This window comes from Oceaniferula spumae, from assembly GCF_042849255.1.
GTDB lineage: Bacteria > Verrucomicrobiota > Verrucomicrobiia > Verrucomicrobiales > Akkermansiaceae > Oceaniferula > Oceaniferula spumae.
The window spans coordinates 3,649,818-3,676,675 of the sequence record NZ_AP026866.1 but is presented as its reverse complement, the minus strand read 5'-3'; the positions used below and the strand labels follow the sequence as shown (position 1 = coordinate 3,676,675).

The following is a 26,858-nucleotide window of genomic DNA, read 5'->3' as shown; positions in this document are numbered from 1 at the left end:
TCTCGCCTTCTATGAATACAAAAGCCATCTTCGGTCTAATCCTGTGCTGTGCATTCTGGGGTGTCTCTTTTCCTGTCATCAAAGCCATGATGATTGAATTACGGGATCAAAGTCCGGAGGCATCGACACTTTTTTTCTCAAGCTGGGTACAAGCTGCACGATTCCTCCTCGCAGGCATCTTCATGTTTTTTCTAACTGTCAGGTTAACAAAACCAACAGTGGGGGAAATCCATCAGGGCCTATTACTCGCATTTTGGGGAGGTATAGGCATGTGGTTACAGGCCGACGGCCTAGCATACACCGAGGCATCCACTTCTGCATTTCTGACTCAGAGTTACTGTATATTTCTTCCTCTGTGGGCAGCCATTCGCCATCGCAAATTACCCGGAAAACCGGTCATTATCTCTGTGTTACTAGTCATCGTAGGTGGTGCTATACTAGCAGGCGTCAGACCCAATCACTTACATCTCGGTCGAGGTGAGATCACCACCATTGCCAGTGCAGTATTTCTAACGTTTCAAATCCTCGTTCTCGAAAAACCTAAATTTAGCACCAATCGAGGGCGGAGTGTTACCTTAGTGATGTGTTTTGGCATCGCCGCCATTTTCCTTCCCGCCACTTTTCTAACCGCGCCAGATGTAGATGCTGTTATTAACATGGGAAACTCCATAAGTGTGATTGCCCTCCTGACGGTGTTAGCAATCGTATGCACGGTAGGCTCCTTCAGCCTGATGAACACTTATCAGCGCCATGTCAGCTCCACAGAAGCCGGCCTCATCTATACCACCGAGCCAGTCTTCGCCGCCTGCTACGCCCTGTTTCTTCCAAGTATTCTCGCGGGACTCATGGGCCATCACTATGCTAATGAAAGACTCAGCAGTCAGCTCCTCATTGGGGGCAGTCTGATCGTTATCGCGAATCTGGTCATCATTCATGCTATGTCGAAACGGCGCCTGCCCACTAAAAGTCCGACGACCTGACCTCAACACCGCGGCACTACCACCTGAGTCTTCACTCAAGGCACTTTGTAGCGTGCTCAGCACTAAGAGGAGAGTCACTCATTTGTGAGATAGTATATTTATAGCCTGAAGATAAAGTTTTGGCATTCCCAAGACTGAGACACGTGAGCACAAAAAAGCCCGGCTTCATCGGTTACGATGAAGCCGGGCATAGACCTGGCAACGACCTACTCTCACAGGGCCTATCGCCCCACTACCATCGGCGCAACAGCGTTTCACTTCCGGGTTCGGGATGGGACCGGGTGGTTCCACCGTGCTATGGTCACCAGACCGCCGGAGGCGGGGTCATCGGCATGATCGACATGCCTCCGGACGTCTGGTCACTCAAGCTTGGTGTGCTTTTGGTGAGTCTTGGTTAGAGTGTTCGTTTTCGGGTCTTGGGAAAGAGCTGGTTGATCGGTCTGATCCGACGGATCGGTCCGATCATTTCAACGCACGCCGCATTGGCGTTTTCAGCGTTGTTCGCTGACATCCGTAGAGTGATATTTCTTGATTTGAATGGTTGAAACAATGTGTTGTTCACACCTTGCCTTGTCTTATTGTCCTTGGTTTACTCGTTTTCATATGGCTTTTACCATACCAAACTCGGTTTGTTTCGAATGTTTTGAATCTTCCTCATTCGATTCCATTGGATGAAAAAGAATTTCGAAGAAATCAAGCCAGACAGACGATTAGTACTGGTGAGCTGCATACATTGCTGCACTTCCACCCCCAGCCTATCAACGTGGTGGTCTTCCACGGTCTTTCAGGGAAAATTAATCTTGAGAACTGCTTGGCGCTTAGATGCTTTCAGCGCTTATCAGGACCGTACTTAGCTACCCGGCAATGCCCTTGACAGAACAACCGGAACACCAGAGGTACGTCAAACCCGGTCCTCTCGTACTAGGGTTTGAACCTCTCAATTTTCCTGCGCCCACAGAGGATAGAGGACCGAACTGTCTCGCGACGTTCTGAACCCAGCTCGCGTGCCGCTTTAATGGGCGAACAGCCCAACCCTTGGGACCTGCTCCAGCCCCAGGATGCGACGAGCCGACATCGAGGTGCCAAACCGCGCCGTCGATATGAACTCTTGGGCGCGATCAGCCTGTTATCCCTAAGGTACCTTTTATCCGTTGAGCGACGGCAATTCCACTTTCTACCGCCGGATCACTATGGCCTACTTTCGTATCTGCTCGACTTGTGGGTCTCACAGTTAGGCTGGTTTGTGCCATTACACTCGACACACGGTTGCAGACCGTGCTGAACCAACCTTCGCGCTCCTCCGTTACTCTTTGGGAGGATACCGCCCCAGTAAAACTGACCGGCTGCCACGGTCCCCCGGCCGGATGACGGCTCGGGGTTAGATTATCCAATGTCAAAGGGTGGTATCTCACTGGCGACTCCACGCACCCCTAAAGATGCGTTTCAAAGTCTCCCACTTATGCTGAGCATTAAAATCGAATAAACAGTAACAGCTTACAGTTAAGGTCTATAGGGTCTTTCCGTCCTTCTGCGGGTAGCCGGCATCTTCACCGGCACTACAATTTCACTGAGCTCCTGGTCGAGACAGTGGTCAACTCGTTGCACGATTCGTGCAGGTCGGAACTTACCCGACAAGGAATTTCGCTACCTTAGGACCGTTATAGTTACGGCCGACATTCACCAGGACTTGGACTCGAAGCTTCGGAAAAAAATCCTAACATCTCATCGTAATCTTTTGGCATTGGTCACGTGTCACATCGTATACTTCGACTTGCGTCTTTGCACAATGCTGTGTTTTTGCTAAACAGTCGGTTGACCCATTTCACTGCGGCCCCCCGAAGGGGGCACTCCTTATCCCGAAGTTACGGAGCTATTTTGCCGAGTTCCTTGACCAGGTTTCACTCTTGCGCCTTGGTATACTCTACCCACCCACCTGTGTCGGTTTACGGTACGGGCTGCTTTTAGTCGTGGTGGCTTTTCTTGGCCCTCCTTCATGCAATACGCTTCGGCACAAGGCCTCCGCTCGGAATTCAATAACCTGGTTGCAATCCAGAAAGCGTCCCCATCCACTTTGCAGGTGCCGGAATATTAACCGGCTTACCATCCCCTACGCCTGTCGGCCTCGGGTTAGGTCCCGACTAACCCCGGGACGAAAAACGTTGCCCGGGAAACCTTGGGTTTACGGCGGCCGGGGATTTCACCCGGCTTATCGTTACTAATGTCTACATACTCTCTTCCCGGCAGTCCACGGTCGGTCACCCTTCCGCTTCAATCCAGCCGGGAATGCTCCTCTACCACGCCGTGCTCCCGCAGGAACACGACATCCAGAGCTTCGGTATCATGCTTATCGCCAATCATTTTCGGCGCAGGGTCTCTCGATGAGTAAGCTATTACGCATTTTTTAAATGGTGGCTGCTTCTAAGCCAACATCCTCACTGTCTAAGAAACCCCACCTCCTTTCCACTTAGCATGATTTTGGCACCTTAGCTGCTGATCTGGGCTGTTTCCCTTTCGACAATGAAGCTTATCCCCCACTGTCTCACTGCTGCGCTCCATTGAATGGTATTCGGAGTTTGATAGGGGTTGGTAGGCGGGTATGCCCCCTAGCCCTTTCAGTGCTCTACCCCCACTCATCAGCACGCAACGCTGCACCTAAATGCATTTCGAGGAGAACCAGCTATCACGGGGCTTGAATAGCCTTTCACTCCGACCCACAGCTCATCCGAGCGTTTTTCAACACACATCGGTTCGGTCCTCCACGTCGTTTTACCGACGCTTCAACCTGGCCATGGGTAGGTCGCCTCCGCTTCGGGTCTAGCGCCTGCAACTTATGTCGCCCTGTTCGGACTCGCTTTCGCTACGCCTGCGTCCCAGAAGGACTTAAGCTTGCCACAGACACTAACTCGTAGACTCATTAAGCAAAAGGCACGCAATCACAAGGACAAGTCCTTGCTCTTACACCTTGTAGGCACATGGTTTCAGGTTCTGTTTCACTCCCCTCACAGGGGTACTTTTCACCTTTCCCTCACGGTACTGGTTCACTATCGGTCGCTAGTTAGTATTTAGCCTTACGCAGTGGTCTGCGCAGATTCACACGGGGTTTCACGTGTCCCGTGCTACTCAGGAACTCCCTAGGGCCTTCGAGGATTTCGGTTACGGGGATGTCACCCTCTATGTCGTCTCTTTCCAAAGACTTCACCTATCCTCTCGGGTCCCACAGCGGGGTCCTACAACCCCGGGGAATAAATCCCCCGGTTTGGGCTCTTCCGTTTTCGCTCGCCACTACTCACGGAATCGATTTCTCTTTCTTTTCCTCCGGTTACTGAGATGTTTCACTTCACCGGGTCTCGCGTATGCTTCCTTATTTTATTCGGGAAGCAACGATACCATATTAATGGTATCAGGTTACCCCATTCGGAAATCAGCGGGTCAAAGCCTGTTTGCGGCTCACCGCTGCTTATCGCAGCTTATCACGTCCTTCATCGCCTTCTAGCACCAAGGCATCCACTATGTGCCCTTTAAAGCTTGATCTCTTATTCGAAATTCAGCTTCTGTCATCACCGGCCTAAGCCGGTGGTAACGAAATTTATTGCCATAAATTTTTGGTTCTTTCTCTCTTCACGTCTCGCGACGTTCAGATCGTTAGTTTTGTTTGTTCAAATCAATGTTACTTGATTTAAGTTTGGTTGGTTTCGAGTATTTCCAAGGACTGCAAGACTAAAGCTCATGCGGAACAATTGTATTGTTTTATATTGAACCGTCCGGTTTGCACCGAACAGCCATTACAGAACAGGAAATATCAATTGCTTCAGACTTTCACCACGAATGGTGAGGCTCGCCCGAAACAATTTCTCTACAGATGTCAAAGAACCGCTTGCGTTTCTTTTTACAGTGCCTTTTGCGTTACAACCTTCTGCCATTCAAAATCAAATGGTGGGCCAGGCAAGACTTGAACTTGCGACCCCACGCTTATCAAGCGTGTGCTCTAACCAACTGAGCTACAGGCCCTTTTAGTTTTTGATGGTGGAGGTAACCGGATTCGAACCGATGACATCCTGCTTGCAAAGCAGGCGCTCTACCAACTGAGCTATACCCCCTTGTTACAGAGGGCGGTTGTCTTTGAAGAGTCGTCTCACCTCGCGGTTTGACGGTTGAAAGATTGAATTGCGCGCTGCGGCCATGTCTTAACACACGGTGCGCCATAATAATTAATAAGTCGTGGTTGAGTTTCCTCAGTCCACTTAGACACCCTGCCGAGCAAGCTCGGGTTAGGCGTCGACCTTTTGCAGGGACAGTGAGACTGTTTGCAAATTACTCCATAGAAAGGAGATGATCCAGCCGCAGGTTCCCCTACGGCTACCTTGTTACGACTTCATCCCAGTTACCAACTACACCTTAGGACCTTGCTTCAATAAAGTTAGCGCAGATACTTCGGGTGCGATCGGCTTCCATGATGTGACGGGCGGTGTGTACAAGACCCGGGAACGTATTCACGGCACCGTAGCTGATGTGCCATTACTAGCGATTCCAACTTCATGGAGGCGAGTTGCAGCCTCCAATCCGAACTGGGCCCAGTTTTGCAGATTTCCTCCACCTCGCGGTATCGGTTCTCATTGTGCTGGGCATTGTAGTACGTGTGCAGCCCTAGGCGTAAGGGCCATACTGACCTGACGTCATCCCCACCTTCCTCCCGGTTGACCCGGGCGGTCTGAATAGAGTCCCCACCATTACGTGCTGGCAACTATTCACAGGGGTTGCGCTCGTTGCTGGACTTAACCAAACATCTCACGACACGAGCTGACGACGGCCATGCAGCACCTGTGTAAGGTCCCCGAAGGGTCACACGCTTTCACGTGCTTAGCAATACATGTCAAGCCTAGGTAAGGTTCTTCGCGTTGCATCGAATTAAGCCACATACTCCACCGCTTGTGCGGGTCCCCGTCAATTTCTTTGAGTTTTAGTCTTGCGACCGTACTCCCCAGGCGGCGCGCTTAACGCGTTAGCTCCGGCACGGAAGGGGTCGAGTCCTCCCACACCAAGCGCGCACCGTTTACTGCCGGGACTACAGGGGTATCTAATCCCTTTCGCTACCCCGGCCTTCGTACCTCAGCGTCAGTAAATGTCCAGCAGGCTGCCTTCGCCATTGGTCTTCCTCTTGATATCCACGCATTTCACTGCTACACCAAGAATTCCACCTGCCCCTCCATTACTCCAGTCTGGCAGTATCGGATGCAGTTCCGGAGTTGAGCTCCGGGATTTCACACCTGACTTACCAAACCGCCTACGTACTCTTTACGCCCAGTGATTCCGAATAACGCTCGGGACCTTCGTATTACCGCGGCTGCTGGCACGAAGTTAGCCGTCCCTTCCTCTTGTGATACTATCAAACATGTCTGGCTCTTAACCTAACATGCCTTACTCTCACATGACAGGAGTTTACGACCCTAGGGCCTTCATCCTCCACGCGGCGTTGCACCATCAGACTTTCGTCCATTGTGAATGATTCTCGACTGCTGCCACCCGTAGGTGTCTGGACCGTGTCTCAGTTCCAGTGTTGCTGATCATCCTCTCAGACCAGCTACCCGTCGTTGCCTTGGTGAGCCGTTACCTCACCAACAAGCTGATAGGCCGCGAGCCAATCTCAAAGCGACACCCGAAGGCATCTTTGATCCGAAGACCACATGCGGTATTAATCTTCCTTTCGGAAGGCTATCCCCCGCTTTGAGGCATGTTGCTCACGTGTTACTAACCCGTCCGCCACTAAAATACTCATTAGCAAGCTATTGAGTATCTTCGTTCGACTTGCATGTCTTATCCACGCCGCCAGCGTTCATTCTGAGCCAGAATCAAACTCTCCGTATAAATGCCATCCGAAGATGGTCTTTTAAACAGTTATAGGCTTTGTATTCATTTTCCTGTATTCCTAAAAACACAGGCGTAGTTTACGTTTACCAAATTGACAGTAGTAAAAACCAAAAGCCGAAGCCCTTGAGATTCCTACATATCTGCGCACCGTTTTCCAACAGGCGCAGCGCACAATTCAATCTTTCCTCTTCCATCCTGACCACACCGTCCGGACAACGCTCCAATACAGCCGTGGTGGCCATACCTTCATCACCTTGTCCGCCTTGCAGGCAGGACCGCACTGTAAAAGATCCGTCGGAAGGCACCTTGCGGTGCTTCCGTCGCGGAGATAAAAAAACCGACCGTGGACCGACTGTTTCCAGCTTGCTGTCCCCGATCGACTGAGTGTCTCTCGCGTGCCCTCCGTTGGAGCGGCGGGCGGAACCTACTCGAAATTCATTTCAGGTCAACACCTTTCGACACTAATTTTCCATCTTTTTCACCACTCCTCCGCAACCCCCTTATTTTCAAGGTTCGCGCATCCGGGATTTTTGCGGGAAACAAGCTCAGTGAACCGCCGGAGGAACCTCATCCTCCTCCCCGGGTGCGGAAACCGGCCTGCGGATGCGGTCAACCATGTGCTGGATGTGCTCCGGTGGCACAGGTGTGAACGTTCTAACAACAAGGGCTGTGACCATGATAAATAGATTAGCCTACGACGCTCTTCAACTATTCTGGCCATACTCTGGATCCGTGCTAGTCTGTTTATATGTCTGATCACATCTATAAAAAAATCGAACTCGTAGGCTCATCCACCGTTTCCTCAGATGATGCTATTAAGAACGCCATCGCCAAAGCTGCGGAAAGCGTCCGCAACATGCGTTGGTTCGAAGTGGTGGAAACACGAGGCCATATCGATGACCAACAAGTGGCCCACTTTCAGGTGACCGTGAAGATCGGCTTCACCATTTCATAAGAGAAGTGAGCTCTCATGCCTTCCACAGAGTAGACGCCACTTTCTTAATCGGCGCTACCTGTGGCGGCGCAAAATCAATGCAAGGCCTCCAAGACCGAGCAACGCCGTTGAGGAAGGCTCAGGGACTGTCTGAATAACCAAGGTTGGGGTTCCAAATGCCAAACCGATGTTTTCAGCCCCTACCAGACTGAGAAGGAAACCTTCGTTATCCGCTGGATTCGCAGCCCAACTTTGAACAGTCGTCATGAGGGCTGCGCTACTTGAGGAAAAAATACCCTCAACATTCGTATTACTTAAGTCCGTGGCGACAGCGTATTCGTTTGCAGCATCTGCCCAGCTGTGGAGTAATGTGCCGCTTCCTGTAGGCACTTCTCGACCGTCGTTCCATCCAGGCTGATCGGTCGAGGTGTTCCACACAAAGTTGTTGTCGAACAAGTTCAGCGGAGCACCGGCTCCAGCAGAACCATTAAGACGTCCAATCTGAGGGATACTGATTGTCGCTGACAGAATGTCACCAGAAGGCACTCCAGCCAAAGAAGTAATATCAAATCTGAAATACCACTGTGTCCTTAATTCCGTGTTAGAATTCAACCTTTGCCGAACCTCTCCAGCATTTGCACCTGTATACCATCCTGACCCAGGCGCCACGGGAGCCGTCGCTCCACCTCCGTCATTTAAACCTACCAGCTCACTGTCAGATAATGTATTCAGAGTGATGGTAGCAGCTGAAGTGAGAGCCGTGACACCCAATGTCATACCAGTTACCAAGGTAGTTGTTCTTATAAATAGATTTGTTTTCATCATCGGCTCTCTCTGTTTATCGTAACCCAGTTCATCGTAAATTTATTTGTAAATTTGACCGCAAAACCAATCAAACCTTAGCCTAAAATGACATTGGTTACATCTGTGATGGTGACCATTTTACAATTAAAGATCAACCCTAAAACAAGCCGACCACTTTTCCATCTTCATCAAGGTCAATGCGTTCGGCCGCCGGGACTTTCGGCAGGCCTGGCATGGTCATGATGTCGCCGCAGATCATGATGATAAATTCGGCACCGACCGCCAGACGAACTTCGCGCACTTTGACGACATGGTCTTCGGGAGCCCCTAACAACTTGGGGTCGGTGGAGAAGGAAAACTGTGTCTTGGCGACGCAGATTGGGTAATGTCCGAATCCGCTTTCCTGCAAGCGCTTGACTTCAGCCACGACTTTGGAATCGGCGATGACTTCGCTGGCGGAGTAGATCTTCTTGGCCACTGCTTCCATCTTTTGCCACAGCGGCAGTTCATCCTCATAGGTGAGTTCAAAACTGGCCGGGCATTTCTCGATGACATCCACAACAGCCCTAGCCAAATCCTCGGCACCCTCACCCCCCTTGGCCCAATGCTCGGCGAGCACCACCTCGACTTGCAGGTGACCCAGCTTCTGTCTCAGCAGGGCGATCTCGGCATCGGTGTCGGCAGTAAAACGATTGATGGCGACAATACAAGGAAGCCCCCAATGGTCACGTAGATTGCGCACGTGGCGCTCCAAGTTTTTGATACCTTTTCCCAGAGCCACCAGATTTTCTTCCGCGAGATCCTTGAGGCCTACACCACCGTGGTATTTGAGTGCCCTGATGGTGGCGACGACTACTGAGGCGTCCGGTTTCAGCCCAGACTTGCGGCATTTGATATCGATAAATTTCTCGGCTCCCAGGTCGGCTCCGAATCCGGCCTCGGTGATGACGTAGTCGGCGAGCTTGAGAGCGGATTTGGTTGCAATCACGGAATTACAGCCGTGTGCAATGTTAGCAAAAGGGCCACCGTGGATGAAGGCCATGTTTCCCTCGAGGGTCTGCACCAAATTTGGCTTGAAGGCGTCTTTGAGCAGCACGGTCATAGCCCCGTGAGCATTGAGGTCACGGGCGCGGACTGCTTGACGTTTTCTCGTGTAACCTACAATGATGTTTCCGAGCCTGTCCTTGAGCTCCTTGAGGGAGGTGGCGAGACAGAAGATCGCCATAACTTCGGAGGCGACAACAATGTCGAATCCATCGGCGCGAGGGAAACCGTTGCGCAGTCCACCCAAAGCAATGGTGGTCTCGCGCAGTGAGCGATCATTCATATCCACCACGCGTTTCCAGACCACACGGCGAACATCGATCTCCAGACTGTTTCCGTGATGAATATGATTATCCACCAGCGCGGCTAATAAATTGTTCGCCAGCCCGATGGCGTGGAAGTCACCGGTGAAGTGGAGGTTGATATCCTCCATGGGCACGACTTGCGCGTAACCACCACCAGCGGCACCTCCTTTCATACCGAAGCACGGGCCGAGAGAAGGCTCGCGCAGACAGACGGCTGCCTTTTTTCCGATGCGATTCAACCCATCTGTTAGTCCAACACTCGTTGTGGTCTTTCCCTCCCCTGCGGGTGTTGGAGAGATAGCAGTGACGAGGATCAGTTTGCCATCCGGTCTGTCTTTGAGCGTATCAAGGTAATCGAGGGAGATCTTCGCTTTGTAGTGGCCGTAGGGCTCGAGGTGCTCATCGGAGATACCGAGCTTGTCCTCAGCGAGTGTGGCGATGCGTTTCATTTTCGCATTCTGGGCAATTTCAATGTCGCTCATGGGGATAAGCTAACTTACCGCGGATGCTTAAAAAGAACTTTTCCAGCATCCCTGATGATATGTTTTCACCTTGACCAAGCACACCTTGATTCTCAGCGTGCCCATGTGATACGTCTATTATGGATCGCCCTACTGAGCAGCTCCCTGCATGCTGCCGCCCCTAACATCGTTCTCATCTTATCCGACGATCAAGCATGGACCGATTACAGCTTCATGAAGCACCCAAAGATTCAAACTCCAGCCCTCGATAAGCTGGCAGCAGAATCACTTACATACACCCGCGGCTATGTCACTGCTCCACTCTGCCGACCATCACTGGCCTCACTTTTCACAGGGCTATACACATTCCAACACGGCATCACGGGCAACGACCTCCTAGGCAAGGATGGAAAAAAAGTCTCACGCTCGACACCTGAGGGGGCCAAGCTTCACCAGCAGCTTTATGATAGGTTTGGCCAATGCGAGGGTCTTGCTAGCGAGCTAGGAAAAGCAGGTTACATCTCGATGCAAGCGGGGAAATGGTGGGAGTCCGACCCTAAAAAATCCGGCTTTACCTATGCAATGACCCACGGCAACCCAAAACGCGGCGCTCGCCATGGCGATGTCGGTCTTGAGGTTTCCCGTAAAGGCATCGATCAAATCCGTGGATTTCTCGACACGGCCAAGAACGAGCAAAAACCCTTCTTTCTATGGCACGCACCATTTCTCCCCCACACACCACACAATCCCCCCAAGGCTCATTTTGATAAATACCAGGCTCTGGTCGACTCCCCTCATGTAGCCCGCTACTATGCCATGGTCGAGTGGTTTGACCAAACATGCGGCGAGCTGCTTGGAGAACTGGAAAAACGCGGACTCAGCGAAAACACCGTCGTCATCTACGTGACTGATAACGGCTGGATCCAGCGAACTGACGGCCCACGTTTCGCGCCACTCTCCAAACAGGATGTTCACGAAGGAGGCGTGAGAACACCTATCACCATCAAGTGGCCTGGCCACATTCAGCCTCTGATAGATAAGACCACGCCGGTATCGTCCATCGATATCGCCCCCACCATCCTCAAAATCGCCGGGGCTGATGTTCCGCGCGCAATGACCGGCATCGACCTGCGTGATCGCGCCGCACTCAAAAAGCGTGATACCGTCTATGGCGCGGATCACTCACATGATATCACTGGTGTGGACAAACGTGTGGCCAACCTCGAATCACGCTTTATCGTTCGAGGAGAATGGAAACTGATTATTTACAACCCAGCCAATTTCCCAGCCCCGAAAATCGCCGGCAAATCTAACGGAAAGGCTAATAACCCCGAGGGTAAACCGGAGCTCTACAACCTGATGAATGATCCCCACGAAACCACCAACCTTGCGGAAAAGAATCCGGATCAAGTCATCGCCTTAAGTAAACTTCTCAATGCGTGGTGGGATGGATCTGATCCAAGCAAGTAATCCACCCTCAAAATTGTAAAATGTCCATCTGATGGCTTTTCTCGTTCGTTGTGGCGGCGTATGCTCCGCATATGGCATCTGATGATCATCAAACATCTCCTGTTTCTGAATCGGGCGGCGAACTCCCCCATGAGGATTCACCACCGAAGGTAGGCAAGCCAAAGACCTCTGCGGCAGGCGTGGCCGCGGTGGCCTCCTCCATGAACCATATCATGCGCACAGCCGGTCCAGTGCGCGGGACGAAAGCGCTGTTGGAACTGAACCAAAAGGACGGCTTCGACTGCCCTAGCTGCGCCTGGCCTGACCCTGATGACCATCGGGCGCAAACTGAATTTTGTGAGAACGGAGCCAAAGCAGTGGCCTCCGAGGCGACGACACGTCAGGTCACACGCGACTTTTTCCGCAAGCACAGTGTCGCTGATTTGTTAGAACAGAGCGATTACTGGCACGACCAACAAGGCCGACTCACCGAGCCAATGGTCCTGCGCGAGGGCAAGTCGCATTACGAAGCCATCACTTGGGATGATGCTTTTGAGCTTCTTGGCCACGAACTCAATGCCTTGAAAAGTCCGGACGATGCCATTTTTTACACCTCCGGCCGAGCATCTAACGAAGCTGCATTTCTCTATCAACTCTTCGCCCGCCATTTTGGAACTAACAATCTCCCTGACTGCTCAAACATGTGCCACGAGTCCAGCGGCACGGCAATGAGTCAGGCTGTGGGAGTGGGCAAAGGCACCGTCACTCTGGATGACCTGCACGAAGCCGACACGATCATCTGCATCGGTCAGAATCCCGGAACCAATCACCCACGTATGCTGGCATCGTTAGAGACGTGTGTTGAAAATGGCGGCCAGATCATCGCTATAAACCCGCTTAAGGAAGCCGGGCTGATGGGATTTGCCCATCCGCAAAAGCTCTCCGGTATGTTAGGAAGATCCACCTCCCTTTCCTCACAGTATTTGCAGGTCAAGGTGAATGGTGACCTGGCACTGCTCCGAGGCCTTGGTAAGGAATTGTTCGAGCGTGGAGCTGTGGACGAGGAATTTGTCGCCACACACACTCAAGGCATCGACGCCTACCGTGCTCGTTGTGAGGCTGCCGATTGGCAGGACATCACAGCGAAATCCGGCATCTCCAAAGAAGCAATCCAGCAACTTGCCGATACCGTTCTACGCGGAGAAAGAAAACTTGTCACCTGCTGGGCAATGGGACTAACCCAACATCGTAACGCGGTGGCAACTATTCGAGAGGTTTGCAACTTGCACCTCATGTTAGGTGCCATCGGTCGGCCTGGCGCCGGCCTCTGCCCGGTTCGAGGCCATAGTAATGTGCAAGGTGATCGCACGGTCGGGGTATTTGAAAAAATGCCTGACTGGTTCCATGATGCCATTGATCAGGAATTCAACATCACCAGCCCACGCAAACACGGCTATGATACGGTGCAGGCGATTCTCGCCATGCATCGGGAGCCGGGTAAAGTCTTCGTCGCGCTCGGCGGAAACTTCCTCCAAGCTACACCCGACACAGGCTTCACCGCCAAAGCACTGCAAAACTGCAGCCTAACATGTCACATCTCCACCAAGCTCAACCGCAGCCACTTGGTGCACGGCAAGACAGCCTTGATCCTGCCATGTCTGGGAAGGAGTGAACATGACGAGCAGAACACCGGACCGCAGTTTGTCACCTGTGAAAACTCCATGGGTATCGTTCACATGTCACGCGGCAAACTAACACCGACATCTCCTGATTGCCTCAGCGAGCCCGATATCATCGCCCGCATGGCGGCGGCAACTGTTGGAAAGACTGAAAAGTTAGACTGGCGCTGGTTGATTGGCGACTACGACAGAATCCGCAACCTTATCGAAAAAATCATTCCCGGCTTCACGCCATTCAACAAACAAGTGCGCAACCCTGGAGGATTCTACCTGCCTAACAATGCCAAGGAACGCATTTGGAAAACCGCCAGTGGAAAGGCTGAGTTCAGCGACACTGAACTGGAGCAAATCCAGCCCGCGGAAGATCGACTCATTCTACAAACCCTGCGCAGCCACGATCAATACAACACCACGATCTACGGCATGAACGATCGCTACCGCGGCATTGGCATGGGACGCCGAATCATCTTCCTCAATCCCGACGACATGAAGTCACGAGGCATCTCCCCAGTTTCCCTGGTCGACATCACCAGTCATTGGGAAGACGGCGAGAGGAAAGCCGAGGAGTTCTACGCCATTCCTTACGACATGCCCGTGGGTAGTGCCGCCGCCTATTTCCCAGAGGCCAATGTTCTGATTCCGGTCGGATCAACCGCACTCGAAAGCAACACTCCGACAAGTAAATCGATCGAAGTCAGCGTGCAGCCATCCAGTTAACATGAACTTCATCAAAACTGTAGCCATCTGTGGCTATCTGGCATCATTCGCTTTCAGCGTTTCTGCCGGCCCCAGCTTTACCGTAACTTATGAGTTACCCAAGAAACAGTTAGAGTTTACGCCGAGAGTTTATGTCCTTTTAACCCAGACGGAAGGAGCTCCTGCCGCACATATAGATAACTGGTTCAAGCTACCGATCATCTGTGCCGTTGATGACCTTAAGCGATTCGGTCAAGTCACCATAGACGCCGAATCCACGTCTAACGTATCACTCGATCAACTCTCGGGGGAATACAATGCTCAAGCTATCGTTAGATTGAGTCCCGACTGGCCGGTGCCGGGCAAGGGCACTGGAGACCTACTGAGTGAACCCAAAAAGATTTCCATCAAACAAGGCGACACTCCTCTGTTTGAATTCCAAGCCAGCGATGTTGTTTCCGCACCTGAATTTCGGAACAAAGGTCGCATTCAGGATCATTATTTTCGAAGTCAAAAGCTCAGCACATTTCACGAGAGAGACTACAACATGCGCTACTCCGTGATCTTGCCTGAGGACTGGAGTGCTGAGAAAAAATATCCTGTGATCGTCTACATCGTGGGATTCGGTGGCGTGCATCATCAAGCCACAGCGCGAGTGGATCGGTTCATTGCTAAAAACTGCAAGGATGCGGTGATCGTCATCCCAGATGCCAACTGCCGCTGGGGTCATTCTGCATTTGCGGACTCGGCCACGAATGGACCATGGGGCAGCGCATTGATCGATGAACTTCTGCCGCACATCGACCAAAAATACGCAGGTGCGGGAGCGGACCATCGCTACGTCACAGGGGCGTCATCTGGTGGCTGGGCGAGCTTGTGGCTGGCGGTCAAATACCCTCAATCATTCAGAGGCTGCTGGGCCGTCGCTCCTGACCCGGTTGATTTCAGACTATTCCAAGAAATCAAACTCGCCGATGACATCGATGATAACTTGTTCACCGAAGAAAATGGAGACGCACGTCTGCTAAGCATTGATCGCTTAGGCCTCACCTATCAGAAATTCGCATCCTATGAAAAAGCGTTAGGCCCCGGTGGCCAGTTGAAGTCCTTCGCGGCTGCATTCTCTCCACTGGATGACAAAGGAAGCCCAATCCCTTGGTATGATGAAACCACGGGAGCCATATCCAAGGACCTCTATCAAACTTGGGAACCCTATGACATTTCTCGACATTTGAAAAAAAATTGGACCAAGCTCAAACCAGATTTGCAGGGAAAAATCCACATCATGGTTCACGAACAAGATCTCTTCCTGCTCAACTTCTCCGTCCAGCAACTGGAGAAAACCTGTAAGCAACTTGGCAGCGATGCCAGTTTCAGCTACTTTAGCGGTCGAGGCCATCATATGCCATTGAGCGCCAGCAAAGCAATGACCGCGACAATCACCGAGCAGTGGGAAAATCGCGCGAAAGAGAAACCCAAGCAGTAACCATCATGTCTACGAAACTCTACCAAGTTTACATTCTTAAAAACCGCATGAATCGCCGATTTGTCGGAATGACGGAAGACGCCGAGTCCGAGCTGCAGGCCCACAATAAGGGCCAGTTCAAGGGCACCAAGCCCTTCAAACCCTGGGTCATGGAATGGTACAGCGAGTCTATGTCACGCAACGATGCTCTCCGGCTGGAAGAAAGCCTACGCAAACACAAAACCAATGTCTCGATGCTGGAGTCTATCACTCACAAGCACGACATGGGTATGTCATAGCTTATTCTCATCCCCCCATGGTGCCACGCCTGATTCTGATTGTATCCAAAAACATCACAGATAGGATGGTTGACCATGAAACCAACCTCTCGGCTTTTGAGTTGCACCGCTCTGCTAGGGGCTCTTCTTTTGGGGATCGGTATTGGACATTATACTAAAAACACAGGCTTTCCCAAAGATGGTAGCAACCATCGTGATAGCGAAACTGACCTTTCTAAGGCCCGCTCATCACAAAGAATGGGCACGTCGCCCAATAATCGCCAAAAGCCACATCAGCTAGCTCGTAGCAACACAGAGCTTGAACAAGGTATGGCGACCTTGATTGCAGAGCTCAAAAAAGGGCCTGTGGACTACTTGGACTATGACGGCTCATACCAAGCATGGCATTTTATTCGCCAACTTTCTGAGGATGAAATTTTTCAAGTACTGGCGTCCGTCGGAGAGATTGGAAATACCGCAATAAGATCTAATATAAAGTCAATGCTGCTGAAGCGATTAGCACAACTCAACGGCAAAGCAGCCATGCAGACTGTGTTAGAAAAAAGTCAACTCCGGCTGGAAATGCCTAATGCCTCTGGTGTTTTTGCATCTTGGATAAAGAACAATCCCAAGGAAGCCATCGCTTGGTATGAAGATAATCGCGGTCGATTTGAAGGACAGGGAATGCATAACAGCTATCATCTGGGATCCATTTTTCGCGAAATTGCCAGAAATGATTTCGACCAGGCCATGAATTTAGCATCCACCATTCCTGATTTCATGGATCGAAGGCAGGCCATGCAAAACATCGCTCAAATAGCCATCAGCGACCCTAGCAAGCTTTCAAAGCTGTACCAATATCTAGATGCTGATGCCTATCCTGGTTACAAGAATTTGGTGATGAAACTGGCGGTGGCAGACCTCGTCGGTCATGCCCCTGAGTCAGCCAAGGCCTACATTGCCACCATCCAGGAGCCTGATGAAAAAAATGCTTTGGTCAAACAGATCGCTGAAAAAATGAGCTACTCACAGCCTAGGGCTGCAATCGAGTATGGGATGGAACAATCATCAGACATCTCAGCAAAAAAAGATTTCATGAACAGCCAGATAGCTTCATGGGCACTGATGGACTCTGTAGCAGCAACAGAATGGTATGAGAGCCAACCTTCAGACATTAAAAATGATCAAGCCGTTATCAATGTCGCTCGCACACTCCACCACCGAAAAAACTTCAAACAAGCCTTCTTGTGGCTCGACCGTGGCGGCAACAGTGATGCTATCATCGCGAATAGAAAACAAATATACGAACAGTGGCTTAAAACTGACCCAGAAGCTGCCAAAGAATGGGCTGCGGGTGCGGGTAAAGAAACGATGCGTAAAATCGAGCACACAAGCCCCGCAACGCCCAATTAAACACTCCTGTCACGGTCTCATTTTTTCTCACAAAACCGCTAGATAACTCACCGTTACAGAGTATAATCCGCCTATGGAAAATCCTTATTCAAGCTCCTACGCGAATCCTTACACGGTGGCTGCGCAGCCTGTGGACGTTCGTGCCGCTTTCATCCGGAAGACATACAGCCACTTGGCTGGTGCCATTGTGGTCTTTGCCATGATCGAGGCCGCATTGATGTCCATTCCCGGAATTGAGACCACTGTTTTCAACCTCTTGGCCACTAGCCCATACAGCTGGTTACTTGTGCTCGGTGGTTTCATGGGCGTCTCATGGCTGGCTAATTCATGGGCTAACAGTGACACCTCAAAAGGTGTTCAGTATCTCGGTCTAGGTGTCTACGTCATCGCAGAGGCGATCATCTTTCTACCACTACTGCTCATGGCGAAGTGGCAGGTAGGCGATAGCACACTCATCATGAAGGCGGGCGGCGTGACGCTGCTGCTATTCCTCGGCCTCACCGTGATTGCCTTTACTACCAAGAAGGACTTTTCGTTCCTCGGTGGTATGTTGAAAATTGTTGGTATGATAGCGCTCGGACTCATAGTCGTAGCGGTGATCTGGCCTGGAGCCATTACCCTTGGCCTGTGGTTCTCCGTGGCCATGGTGATTTTTGCTGCCGGTTCGATCCTTTATAATACCAGCAACATCATTCATCACTACCAGACAAGTCAGTATGTGGCTGCTTCACTCGGACTCTTTGCCAGTGTCGCCCTGCTGTTCTGGTATATCCTGCGCATCTTCATGTCGCGGGACTAATGCCTCAATCGGAGCACTAAAAACCAATTACTTCAAACTCATGCCCTGTCCGTTCGCGGACGGGGCATTTTAGTAATAGGGCATCAGCATCAGGTAGCAGATCGGGCCGGTCACTGCGACGTAAAGCCAGAGTGGGAACACCCAACGAGCCATTTTGCGGTGGCGGGCAAAGTGGTTGGTGTGTCCTAAGGAAAGGGTGATCAGAATAAATGGCAGGCTGATTGCAGCCGTAATAATGTGGCTGGCGAGCAAAATGAGATAGCCGATCCTCACCATGCCCTCACCACCGTGGCGCACTTCTTCCTGGGTGCCGTGGTAAGCGACGTAGCACAGCAGGAAAAGGATGGAACAAACCACCGCTCCACCGATCATTTGTTTATGCCGGGCGACATTTTTGTTTTTGATCGCCATGACCGCGAGAACCAGAAAGATAGCGACCAGTGAATTCAGCACCGCATGAACGGGTGGGAGAAACGAGAGATCCACGCCGAGATCCAATTTGTAGCGCCCCATCACCACGACGAGTGAAAAAACCAGGATACTGATGATCCACGATGCGCGCTTGAGCACTTTCAACTTCGCGGCATCTGGCTGGCGCTTGAGGTAATCTTGGTAGTCTGACATCACCTAATGGGTTTACTTTTCCTGCTTCAAAACCGCGTCCACCATCTGGTGCAGAGCTTTTTCAGTTTCCTCGTAGACTGCGTCTCCATCTTGGCGGGCATGGAAAAGATCACGTCGTCCGACCATGGAAAGATTCCTGTTGTAGACGGCGATCGACATATTATGTGCGAGTGCACCTTTCTCCGCAGCTTCTTGAGGATCCTTGCGCTCTTGGATGGGATCGTATTTCATTTCGTCGACCATGTAAGTCTTCAGAGTTTCCGGATCACCGGTTAGGAACCACCAGTCCGAGGAATCGGCACCCAGGGCTTCGGCATAGGATTTCATTTCCGCCACCTTGTCTTTAGCTGGGTCCACGGTGATACAAACCACTTGAAAATCGGGGTGATCTTTAAACTTGTTATAGAGAGTTTTGAGGCCCTGTTCGTTGTTCACAGCACACATCGGGCAAGCGGCATAAAACTGGGCGAAGGCCCACACCTTGCCTTTGAGATCTGAGATTTTCACCTCTTCACCATCCTGATTCGTCAGGGTGATGTCTTTTTCCAGAGTCAGCAGTGGCTCAAGTTCCGATGTCTTGGAGTAATACGGAGTTACCTCGGGCTTCACTTGATGGCCTCGGATATAAAAAGCTGTCGCCATAATCAAAGCCGAGATCAGGGCGACAACTGCGTAGATGGTGAAGATTTTGGTTTTATCATTCATGTTGAAAAATTTCTATCAGGGTTCTGTTTTTTCCTCGCCCTGGGAACCTGTTGTGGTTTCGGAGAGGATAAAATTAGTATTGGCGAGCAGCTTCTCTTTGAGGAGCGGAACCGCCTTCAGGTAGAATTCAATGTTCTTGTCGTTCTTGAGCTTCGGATTCGCCTCCACCTCCTTCTTGGTTTTTTTCTGAACCTCGTAAGCCTCACGGAAGTCGTAACGCTGCCTCAAGTGCATTTGGCGATCTAACAAGGCGATCTGTGACGGGAACTTCCACTTGCCTTTGGGATCGTCATCGTTGCGTTTACTTACCAGACCTAGACGCAACTGGTCTTTGATGTAGCCGCGCTGTTTTTTGGTATCACCGGTAGTCAGCAGCCACCATTGTGGACCTGTGAAGCCGAGAGTTTCAGCAGCTACAGCAAGGTCTTCGGGCTCCACTCCTTGGTCGACGCCTTCGATGGAAATTAACACAAAGCGGACGTCCTCGTTGTCTTTGTAGATCTCAGCCAGTTCCTTGAGCATGGCGAGCGCGTGCTTGTTTTCGTCGAGTTGGGAAACACAAATGGGTGCGGCAAACCACACCTTGCCCTCGAGTTCGGAAAAACTGACCAGTTTATTGTGCTGGTTTTTCGCGGCAAAATTCTTGGTAATCTTGGTGACAAGCGGCGGCCGATCCGGGTCAGCCTTCTGTTCATGATTCACGTAGGCATACAGCACGAACGCTGCACCCACTATCATGATCGCTACGAGAATGATCGCGGTTCGGCGCAACTCGGCGGGGTTTCTTTCGGCTGGTTCCAGGTCCACGGTGATGATTTTTTTGAGGTGCGCGGGAGGCTAGCCTTGCTTCCTGGCAATGGCAAGTCATCCCGAGATATCTTGTCATTTGCCTATACTCATCGGCACAGCAGATCTTTCGGAATCACCTGAGTTGATTCTCTCCGTCTGGACTTTGCTACGGATAAATTTCACGCAGACCACAAACACCCGTTTAGAGTTTATTGATATTTAACATTAGCGAAGCATCTGTTTTTTTGGTAGTATCACAGCGGCTTCTCCACACCGCTGATAACGGTGTCAGCTTCAAATCGCAAAAACAGCTACATTTTTGCCCCCATGAACACATACTCCCTTACATGTGGCCTATCGGCCTTTTTTCTATGCACATCCTCCCCACTGATGGCTCAGACGGTCGTTGGTGTCACCGGGGATGCCGGCTTTGGCAATTTGTCATCCAATTCGTTCTACGAAATAGATACGGCGAATGGCACGACCACCCTCAAGGGAAGTTCATCGATTACCCCCAATCAACTGGCGTTCGATGTAGTGACCAATAATTACTACTACATGGATCATTATGGTTCGAACTTCTATCGCTTCGATATTGATACCGGTACTGAGTATAACCTCGCAGACCTGACCACCGTGGGGATGCCTGTCGATAAGATCGGCAGTGGCGGAGGGGATTTTTACAACGGCCGTTATTACTACACCCCCGAGAGTGGCTCTCAGGGTATTTACCAAATCAGCTTCAACAGTGATGGCTCAGGAATCCAGAGTCACACTGAAATCACACCTCACAATCTGGGCGATTTTTCAGATCTCTCTGACGGCAGTTCTCGCGCCGGACTCGGTGACTTTGGTGATGTCGCGGTGAACACCGCCACCGGAAAAATGTATGGCACCTCCAACATGCATAACAACGGAACAAACTACACTGCGTTCTGGTCAATCGACCTCAACGATCCCAACTACACGATGGAGCTGATCAGCACATCCATCACTTCGGTCTATCAGCTAGCATTTGATGAAGCTAACATCCTGTGGGCTAACCAGTGGGCGAGCGACCCAGGGGAAACCCGAGGCCAACTGGTCAGTCTCAACCTCTCAAATGGGGAGATTGAGTCTACACGGACCATGACCAATAACGGCGACGATACCCTTGGGGATTTTTATGATCTCGCCTCCACCAATATCCGTCAGAGTCCAGATACCATCCCCGAGCCTTCGCAAGTCTCGCTCTTTGCAGCGACAGCTTTGCTCACCTTACTACGCCGCTCTCGGAAATAGGAATGTCATCGGACTCCCAAAAAGCTAATCTCAAGCTTGTTTCCAGCCGATAGCCAACAGGCCGAGTGCCACGGGGAGGTAAATCAGCGTGTAAAAGAAGAGTTTACGAGCTGATGTGCGGTCGCCTGCTCCGCGGAATTTCCAACAGAGCCAAAGCATGATCACACCGGCCAAAGTTCCACCGATCACCCACACGAGGTTGGCATAGCCTAGCACCAAAGCCAGCGGAGCTAGAGCGGTGAGCAAGATGGTAAAGCCTGCTGCGATATTCGAGGTCTTTTTTCCAGACGCATCGCCATTAGTCCACATGCAGTAGCCGGCCTCTTCATACTCCTCACGGCAAAGCCAACTGATGGCCACAAAGTGCGGCATCTGCCAAAGAAACAGCAGGGCGAAAAGATACCAGCTCTGGCCATCGGTCCAGCTCCCACCCGCAGCCGTGGCCACTGCGGCCCAGCCGATCATCGGAGGAATGGCACCAGGGATCGCGCCCATTAGCGTGTTGGTAGAGCTCCGTCGTTTCAAGGGAGTGTAGAGAAAAACATAAACCCCCAGCGCGGTGGCGGCCAAGTAGGCAGAGGCGGCGTTCACCTTCAGCGCCAGGTGGATGATTCCAAAGGCAGAAAGCCCCCAACCGATGCCAAAGGCATTGACCGGCATCATTCGGCGGGCGGGAAGCGGACGGTCAGCCGTACGTTTCATGCGCGCGTCCTCCTCGATTTCCATCAATTGATTGAAGGCAGCCGAGCCAAAGGCCGTACAGGCTGTGCCCAGAATCGTGTGCCACAGCAACCAGCCGTCGTTGAGCCATACACCATAGAAATAGCGGCTCGCCAAGAGGTAGCCAAACAGCGTGGTGATCACCACAAAGGTGTTCAGCCTGACCTTGGTAAGGGTGGCCAGATCACCGCGTAAGTTCGGAGCCTTGTCTTTTTTTACTCGTGCCATGGAAGGATCGGGGAAAGCTCGCCCTTACTGCTCTGGATGAACCATTTTGTCCACTGAATCTTCACTTCCATAGATCATCACCACGTCATTAACGCGGATGATTTGATCTTTGTCAGGCGCGCCAACGAATTCTCCGCTCTGTTTCCTTACCGCCAGAACCACAATGCCACTTTGGCTGGGACGCGACTCAGATAGGGCCTTATCCGCCAGAGGATGACCTTCGCGGATCCGAAAATCAGAGATGCAGAAACCGTCCTCTACGTTAAGCAACAGCTCGTAATCCATCGCCCGCACCACGCCCGCGCGCTCCAGAGAATATTTCATGAGTGCATCGAGTGGCTTTTTGACGATATCGGTTAGAGAAAACACATAGAGCACCGCGATGCCTGCGACGATGAGACCCAACATTCCAAAAAGATGTTTCATCCCCTCCCCTCCGCTATCAATGAAAGTAATGATCAGAGTGGCCATGGCTGAGGTCAGTCCGATGTTGCCCGCAATGATCAGATGGAGAATGATTTTCCTCCTTACTTCATGCCCCACCACCATCTCTGATTCACTGGTGGTGAATCCCACTCCAAAAAATGCCGATGCGGCTTGGAAGCGAGACGCCGACAATGACATACCCGTTAATATCAACGCGTTCGTGCCAATGCGGACGATTAACAACGAGGCCAGAACGATGATCAGAAGTGCGAGTAACGAACCCATGTATCATTCATAATCACCCCTTCACAAAAACCAATTCTCAAATGTAATCTCGCTCCACTGATCTATGGTGTTTTCTGGCTGACCACTGTGGCATGTGTGCTACGTTCCTCACGCCCCAGCGGTCTAACTCTCAGCTTCATGACTCATCGCTCGTTCAAAAAAACCACAGCTTACCTCATCACCACCCTCTGCGTCTTAACCGCTTGGCTGAGTTGGCCACAGGACGAGCACCACACATCAACGCCCTCTATCCAGCATGTTACTGAGCCTTCAATCTCTAAAAGGGGAACATCCACAGCAGCCGCGCACAGTTCTCAGCCTGATCATCATGCTTCATTGCCAGTTCTTATCACCACGCCAGAGCTCGACCATGAAGAATTACTGCGCGAGGCGAAACAGCTAGAACACCGCAAACGCAAATATCGATTTGCCAAGGCCATCCACGCCAACTTGAACCCTAACAACTCCGGCCGATGGGAGAAAATCGGAGACCGTGAGGTTTGGCAACTCACGGTTCACTCACCGGGGGCGACCTCTTTGAATCTCGGCTTCAAGGAATATCGGATGCCTGTCGGAGGTGAACTGACTCTGCACGAACCAAGCAAAGCCAGCCCATATCGCGCCTTCACCCATGAGGACAACGAATCCCATGGGGAACTCTGGACACCCCTACTCCGAGGCGAGCAGATGGTTGTTTCCGTTTCTTTGCCAGCTGGAAAACGCGAACAACTCGCACTCCGACTGACTTCGATCAATCACGGTTTCAGGTCGGTGATGTCACGCAACTTCCTCAAAAGCAGTGACGCGAAAATCGGAGGTGATGTATCAGGCTTTTGCAACATCGATGCCGTCTGCCGCAGCAACGATCCCAATGTGACGGAAACCCTGGGCCCAATCCTAGACTATTATCAGAATCAGGTTCGCTCGGTTGCAGCCTATACGCTTCAGGGAGTGGACACATGCTCCGGCGCGCTGATCAATAACACATCCAACGACAAGAAACCGTATTTCCTAACAGCCGATCACTGTGAAATCACTCCATCCAATGCCGCATCCGCTGTGTTCTATTTCAACTTTCAGAACAGCACCTGTCGCGCAAGAAACTCTGCGGCGAGTGCTGGAGTAGGAAACGGAAGCTTGGCCCAATTTTCATCCGGCTGCATTTATCGGGCTGGCAATGAAAACTCGGACTTCCGTTTGGTAGAGCTCGATGACCCAATCCCCTTGGAATATGATGTTTTCTACAGCGGCTGGGACCGTTCTAACAGCGCTCCCACCATGACTGTGGGCATTCACCATCCGGCCGTGGCAGAAAAACGTATCAGCGTGGATACTGACAGCGTGAGCGGTATAGGAAATTATTGGAGGGTGAACGACTGGGACTATGGAACAACGGAAGGTGGTTCCTCTGGCTCCCCGCTGTTCGATGCCAACGGTCGGATCATCGGCCAGCTCGAAGGAGGTAGTGCAGAATGTGGCAACGACCTCGAGGATGATTACGGCAAACTAGCCGTTTCATGGATTGGCAACGGCACGAACTCCACCCGACTCAGTAACTGGCTGGATCCGCTGAATTCTGGAGCCGTAACACTGGACGGAATCTCCCAGGCTCCAGCTGTTAGTGTAACTGATGCAGAGATCTCTGAAGGTGACAGCGGGTCGGCGAACATGACCTTCACTTTAACTCTGATTGGAACTACAACTAACAGCGTTAGTGTGCTTTACACAACTGTCGATGACAGTGCCACAAGTGGCAGCGACTATAACGCGACCAGCGGCACAGTCACATTCCTTCCAGGGGAATCTCAAAAAACGGTCACGGTCCCCATCACTGGCGACACCGACATCGAGGACGACGAGCAATTTTCACTGGTTCTTAGCAACCCATCCGGGCTTGTGATACGCACTCCGGAAGTAACGGGAAAAATCCTAACAGACGATTACGCAGCTCCTGTGTTAAGCGGCCTGAATTCAGTGGTGGGATATCGCGATGCGGTCTTTAGCTATCGATTAAATACCACCAACCTACCTGCCAAGTTCTCGTTAAGAGCAGGGCACCCTGTTGGCATGACTATCGATGGAGAAACCGGGCAAGTGCGCTGGGTTCCCACTACCACAGGAATACATAGTTATACCGTGGTTGCCACCAATCCTGCCGGCTCGGATTCTCAAACGGTGACGGTCAATGTGGGGAATGGTGCTACTACGCTTACCGCTACGGAAGTCGAGTATCGCGGAGTCGAGTTCTCGATGGGAGGCGTCTCTTGGCAGCGACAGACCACGGTCACACACGATGGCGCTGATGCCTTGAAAAGCGGCAACATTAGCCATGACAGTGTGACGGAGTTTACGATGAGCGTGAACGGACCAGGAACCATCAGTTTCTGGGCTCGTGTCAGTTCCGAGGAAGATTACGATTTCCTCCACTTCGTCCGTAATGGTGATATTCTGTTTAGCCAATCGGGTTTCACCGGCTGGAACCAGTATACCTTCAATCTCAGCCCAGGTCTGAACACGCTGTCTTGGATCTATGCCAAAGATTTCTCAGAGAGCGAGGGTAGTGATGCTGCTTGGATCGATGAAATTGTGTTAGGCGGATACGCCGGATGGACCGCGAACCATGGAATGGTGACTGCCGGGAGATTCATCTGGGATGCCGATGATGACACAGCCGCCAATGGCCTGGAGTATGCCACAGGGCTCTCCCCCTTGGCGAACGACTCCCACCTGCTTCCCGCGGTTCAGCTGGATACCGACCAACTGCTACGCCTAACATTCACCAAACCTGTGGGCATCACGGATGTGATTTATGACGCAGAGGTGTCCGACAACCTAACAGGCTGGACTACCACGGGGCGATCAATCCTAAGCAACAATGGCAGCACCTTTGACGCCAAGCAAAACAGCAGTCCCGCTGCGGACCAGAAATTCATGCGCCTGAAAATCTCACCCGGCTCTTAATCGGCTTTTGTCTGTCTAACATGGCGCCTTTTCTGAAACAGGAAAATGGCTAGGCACGATAGAACCACCGCGATTAGTAAACCGTAACGGTCGGCGAAACTTCCGGCCTTGAACGGCTTATCTTCGTTTACTCCGGAGAACTCGCGCATCCGCATGACCACCGCCTCCACGCCTGATGGCCCTGTGCCCTTCGAAATGACTTCACCAGTTTTCAGATCCACGATGGCGAGATGGGGAATGCCTTCCGGCGCGTATGGGTTGGCGTCTGGGATGGACTCCCACTCGAGTGCAGGCCAGCGCATTTGGTAGTTCTCCATGTATCTGATCACGTCCTTTTCGGATCGGTCAGAGCCTACCAGCACAATTTCCACCGTCAGTTTGTCCTGCGCCGTCATCCGATCATACTCGGCCACCAACGAAGGCGTGGTCGTTCTGCAAGGGCCACACCACGAGGCAGAAAAGTAATATGCCACATAGCGGGTCTCCGGTTTCAGTGCCTGCACCACCTTTTTTTTTCCATCCTCAAGCCGGAACATATGGAACTTGGCCAAGGGAGTGGCATGCAGCTGCCCCAGCATGAACATGGCCATCAATACACGGAAAATCATGCGCCAAACCTCGGCTCAAGCTGAGGAAATGCAATCTCGAATCCGCTGTTTCCGCTCTT

At 51.6% G+C, this 26,858-nt stretch carries 19 protein-coding genes, 2 tRNA genes and 3 rRNA genes; 10 read left to right on the top strand and 14 right to left on the bottom strand.

The features are described 5' to 3' along the window. Positions 1-11 precede the first annotated feature (11 nt). Positions 12-980 carry a DMT family transporter gene (locus ACSPJT_RS15600; RefSeq protein WP_435893486.1) on the top strand — a complete coding sequence of 323 codons (969 nt, stop codon included), beginning with the start codon at positions 12-14 and terminating at the stop codon, positions 978-980. Positions 981-1,173: 193 nt separating this feature from the next. Here the strand turns inward: ACSPJT_RS15600 and rrf are convergent. The 6 genes from rrf to ACSPJT_RS15570 all read right to left on the bottom strand — a co-directional run bounded on the left by rrf (position 1,174) and on the right by ACSPJT_RS15570 (position 7,522). Then, positions 1,174-1,289, bottom strand: a 5S ribosomal RNA gene (gene rrf / locus ACSPJT_RS15595). Positions 1,290-1,669: 380 nt separating this feature from the next. Next, positions 1,670-4,511 (bottom strand): 23S ribosomal RNA (locus ACSPJT_RS15590). A 400-nt stretch (positions 4,512-4,911) separates the two neighbouring features. Continuing rightward, a tRNA-Ile gene (locus tag ACSPJT_RS15585) sits at positions 4,912-4,988 on the bottom strand. 13 nt (positions 4,989-5,001) lie between these two features. After that, positions 5,002-5,077 (bottom strand) — tRNA-Ala (locus ACSPJT_RS15580). Positions 5,078-5,302: 225 nt separating this feature from the next. After that, positions 5,303-6,842 (bottom strand): 16S ribosomal RNA (locus ACSPJT_RS15575). Together the 16S, 23S and 5S rRNA genes with 2 tRNA genes alongside form the textbook arrangement of a ribosomal RNA operon. Positions 6,843-7,390: 548 nt before the next feature. Beyond that, positions 7,391-7,522 carry a hypothetical protein gene (locus ACSPJT_RS15570; RefSeq protein ID WP_435893485.1) on the bottom strand — a complete coding sequence of 44 codons (132 nt, stop codon included), beginning with the start codon at positions 7,520-7,522 and terminating at the stop codon, positions 7,391-7,393. A 71-nt stretch (positions 7,523-7,593) separates the two neighbouring features. Between ACSPJT_RS15570 and ACSPJT_RS15565 the strand changes: the two genes are divergently transcribed. Next, a complete protein-coding gene (locus tag ACSPJT_RS15565) occupies positions 7,594-7,800 on the top strand; it encodes a dodecin (RefSeq protein WP_435893484.1) in 207 nt (68 codons plus the stop codon). Positions 7,801-7,854: 54 nt separating this feature from the next. Here ACSPJT_RS15565 and ACSPJT_RS15560 read toward each other — a convergent pair whose 3' ends face one another. Then, entirely contained in the window at positions 7,855-8,604 is a 750-nt protein-coding gene (locus ACSPJT_RS15560) for a PEP-CTERM sorting domain-containing protein (protein WP_435893483.1), read from the bottom strand. A gap of 136 nt (positions 8,605-8,740) precedes the next feature. Next, positions 8,741-10,414: a formate--tetrahydrofolate ligase gene (locus tag ACSPJT_RS15555; protein WP_435893482.1), complete on the bottom strand. Its 1,674-nt coding sequence runs from the start codon at positions 10,412-10,414 to the stop codon at positions 8,741-8,743. Between the two features lie 105 nt (positions 10,415-10,519). Here ACSPJT_RS15555 and ACSPJT_RS15550 point away from each other — a divergent pair, with 105 nt between their 5' ends. The 6 genes from ACSPJT_RS15550 to ACSPJT_RS15525 all read left to right on the top strand — a co-directional run bounded on the left by ACSPJT_RS15550 (position 10,520) and on the right by ACSPJT_RS15525 (position 18,172). Continuing rightward, a complete protein-coding gene (locus ACSPJT_RS15550) occupies positions 10,520-11,863 on the top strand; it encodes a sulfatase family protein (RefSeq protein ID WP_435893481.1) in 1,344 nt (447 codons plus the stop codon). A 71-nt stretch (positions 11,864-11,934) separates the two neighbouring features. Continuing rightward, positions 11,935-14,238 carry an FdhF/YdeP family oxidoreductase gene (locus tag ACSPJT_RS15545; protein ID WP_435893480.1) on the top strand — a complete coding sequence of 768 codons (2,304 nt, stop codon included), beginning with the start codon at positions 11,935-11,937 and terminating at the stop codon, positions 14,236-14,238. A 1-nt stretch (position 14,239) separates the two neighbouring features. Then, positions 14,240-15,703 (top strand): alpha/beta hydrolase, encoded by a 1,464-nt coding sequence (locus ACSPJT_RS15540; RefSeq protein WP_435893479.1) that lies wholly within the window; start codon positions 14,240-14,242, stop codon positions 15,701-15,703. Positions 15,704-15,708: 5 nt separating this feature from the next. Further along, positions 15,709-15,981 (top strand): GIY-YIG nuclease family protein, encoded by a 273-nt coding sequence (locus ACSPJT_RS15535; RefSeq protein ID WP_435893478.1) that lies wholly within the window; start codon positions 15,709-15,711, stop codon positions 15,979-15,981. 75 nt (positions 15,982-16,056) lie between these two features. After that, positions 16,057-17,373, top strand: a complete 1,317-nt coding sequence (locus tag ACSPJT_RS15530; protein WP_435893477.1) for a hypothetical protein — start codon at positions 16,057-16,059, stop codon at positions 17,371-17,373. 73 nt (positions 17,374-17,446) lie between these two features. Next, the gene (locus tag ACSPJT_RS15525) at positions 17,447-18,172 is read left to right on the top strand and encodes a Bax inhibitor-1/YccA family protein (RefSeq protein ID WP_435893476.1); all 726 of its coding nucleotides are present in this window, start codon (positions 17,447-17,449) and stop codon (positions 18,170-18,172) included. Between the two features lie 69 nt (positions 18,173-18,241). Here ACSPJT_RS15525 and ACSPJT_RS15520 read toward each other — a convergent pair whose 3' ends face one another. The 3 genes from ACSPJT_RS15520 to ACSPJT_RS15510 are packed head-to-tail and all read right to left on the bottom strand — an operon-like array spanning position 18,242 to position 20,308. Continuing rightward, positions 18,242-18,796 (bottom strand): DUF420 domain-containing protein, encoded by a 555-nt coding sequence (locus ACSPJT_RS15520; RefSeq protein WP_435893475.1) that lies wholly within the window; start codon positions 18,794-18,796, stop codon positions 18,242-18,244. 12 nt (positions 18,797-18,808) lie between these two features. Beyond that, entirely contained in the window at positions 18,809-19,501 is a 693-nt protein-coding gene (locus ACSPJT_RS15515; RefSeq protein ID WP_435893474.1) for an SCO family protein, read from the bottom strand. Between the two features lie 15 nt (positions 19,502-19,516). Next, entirely contained in the window at positions 19,517-20,308 is a 792-nt protein-coding gene (locus ACSPJT_RS15510; RefSeq protein ID WP_435893473.1) for a hypothetical protein, read from the bottom strand. Between the two features lie 309 nt (positions 20,309-20,617). Here ACSPJT_RS15510 and ACSPJT_RS15505 point away from each other — a divergent pair, with 309 nt between their 5' ends. After that, on the top strand, positions 20,618-21,571 hold the full coding sequence (locus tag ACSPJT_RS15505; RefSeq protein WP_435893472.1) for a PEP-CTERM sorting domain-containing protein: 954 nt from the start codon (positions 20,618-20,620) through the stop codon (positions 21,569-21,571). A 30-nt stretch (positions 21,572-21,601) separates the two neighbouring features. Here the strand turns inward: ACSPJT_RS15505 and cyoE are convergent, their stop codons facing one another. Then, positions 21,602-22,519 carry a heme o synthase gene (gene cyoE, locus ACSPJT_RS15500; protein WP_435893471.1) on the bottom strand — a complete coding sequence of 306 codons (918 nt, stop codon included), beginning with the start codon at positions 22,517-22,519 and terminating at the stop codon, positions 21,602-21,604. A 24-nt stretch (positions 22,520-22,543) separates the two neighbouring features. Continuing rightward, on the bottom strand, positions 22,544-23,230 hold the full coding sequence (locus ACSPJT_RS15495) for a TrkA C-terminal domain-containing protein (RefSeq protein ID WP_435893470.1): 687 nt from the start codon (positions 23,228-23,230) through the stop codon (positions 22,544-22,546). Positions 23,231-23,368: 138 nt separating this feature from the next. Between ACSPJT_RS15495 and ACSPJT_RS15490 the strand changes: the two genes are divergently transcribed. After that, the gene (locus tag ACSPJT_RS15490) at positions 23,369-26,191 is read left to right on the top strand and encodes a Calx-beta domain-containing protein (protein WP_435893469.1); all 2,823 of its coding nucleotides are present in this window, start codon (positions 23,369-23,371) and stop codon (positions 26,189-26,191) included. On the opposite strand, the gene ACSPJT_RS15485 is transcribed toward ACSPJT_RS15490, so the two are convergent. Further along, complete coding sequence (locus ACSPJT_RS15485) at positions 26,188-26,799, bottom strand: thioredoxin-like domain-containing protein (protein ID WP_435893468.1); 612 nt, start codon at positions 26,797-26,799, stop codon at positions 26,188-26,190. The two genes, ACSPJT_RS15490 and ACSPJT_RS15485, sit on opposite strands and share 4 nt — an antisense overlap. Positions 26,800-26,858 lie beyond the last annotated feature (59 nt).

Excerpts from the sequence above, each read along its gene's own strand:
- ACSPJT_RS15515 (WP_435893474.1), bottom strand. The coding sequence starts at position 19,501 with ATGAATGATAAAACCAAAATCTTCACCATCTACGCAGTTGTCGCCCTG.
- ACSPJT_RS15555 (WP_435893482.1), bottom strand. The coding sequence starts at position 10,414 with ATGAGCGACATTGAAATTGCCCAGAATGCGAAAATGAAACGCATCGCC.
- ACSPJT_RS15570 (WP_435893485.1), bottom strand. The coding sequence starts at position 7,522 with ATGGTCACAGCCCTTGTTGTTAGAACGTTCACACCTGTGCCACCGGAG.
- ACSPJT_RS15525 (WP_435893476.1), top strand. The coding sequence starts at position 17,447 with ATGGAAAATCCTTATTCAAGCTCCTACGCGAATCCTTACACGGTGGCT.
- ACSPJT_RS15565 (WP_435893484.1), top strand. The coding sequence starts at position 7,594 with ATGTCTGATCACATCTATAAAAAAATCGAACTCGTAGGCTCATCCACC.
- ACSPJT_RS15520 (WP_435893475.1), bottom strand. The coding sequence starts at position 18,796 with ATGTCAGACTACCAAGATTACCTCAAGCGCCAGCCAGATGCCGCGAAG.
- ACSPJT_RS15560 (WP_435893483.1), bottom strand. The coding sequence starts at position 8,604 with ATGATGAAAACAAATCTATTTATAAGAACAACTACCTTGGTAACTGGT.
- cyoE (WP_435893471.1), bottom strand. The coding sequence starts at position 22,519 with ATGGCACGAGTAAAAAAAGACAAGGCTCCGAACTTACGCGGTGATCTG.
- ACSPJT_RS15535 (WP_435893478.1), top strand. The coding sequence starts at position 15,709 with ATGTCTACGAAACTCTACCAAGTTTACATTCTTAAAAACCGCATGAAT.
- ACSPJT_RS15495 (WP_435893470.1), bottom strand. The coding sequence starts at position 23,230 with ATGGGTTCGTTACTCGCACTTCTGATCATCGTTCTGGCCTCGTTGTTA.
- ACSPJT_RS15600 (WP_435893486.1), top strand. The coding sequence starts at position 12 with ATGAATACAAAAGCCATCTTCGGTCTAATCCTGTGCTGTGCATTCTGG.
- ACSPJT_RS15545 (WP_435893480.1), top strand. The coding sequence starts at position 11,935 with ATGGCATCTGATGATCATCAAACATCTCCTGTTTCTGAATCGGGCGGC.
- ACSPJT_RS15505 (WP_435893472.1), top strand. The coding sequence starts at position 20,618 with ATGAACACATACTCCCTTACATGTGGCCTATCGGCCTTTTTTCTATGC.
- ACSPJT_RS15490 (WP_435893469.1), top strand. The coding sequence starts at position 23,369 with ATGACTCATCGCTCGTTCAAAAAAACCACAGCTTACCTCATCACCACC.
- ACSPJT_RS15530 (WP_435893477.1), top strand. The coding sequence starts at position 16,057 with ATGAAACCAACCTCTCGGCTTTTGAGTTGCACCGCTCTGCTAGGGGCT.
- ACSPJT_RS15540 (WP_435893479.1), top strand. The coding sequence starts at position 14,240 with ATGAACTTCATCAAAACTGTAGCCATCTGTGGCTATCTGGCATCATTC.
- ACSPJT_RS15485 (WP_435893468.1), bottom strand. The coding sequence starts at position 26,799 with ATGATTTTCCGTGTATTGATGGCCATGTTCATGCTGGGGCAGCTGCAT.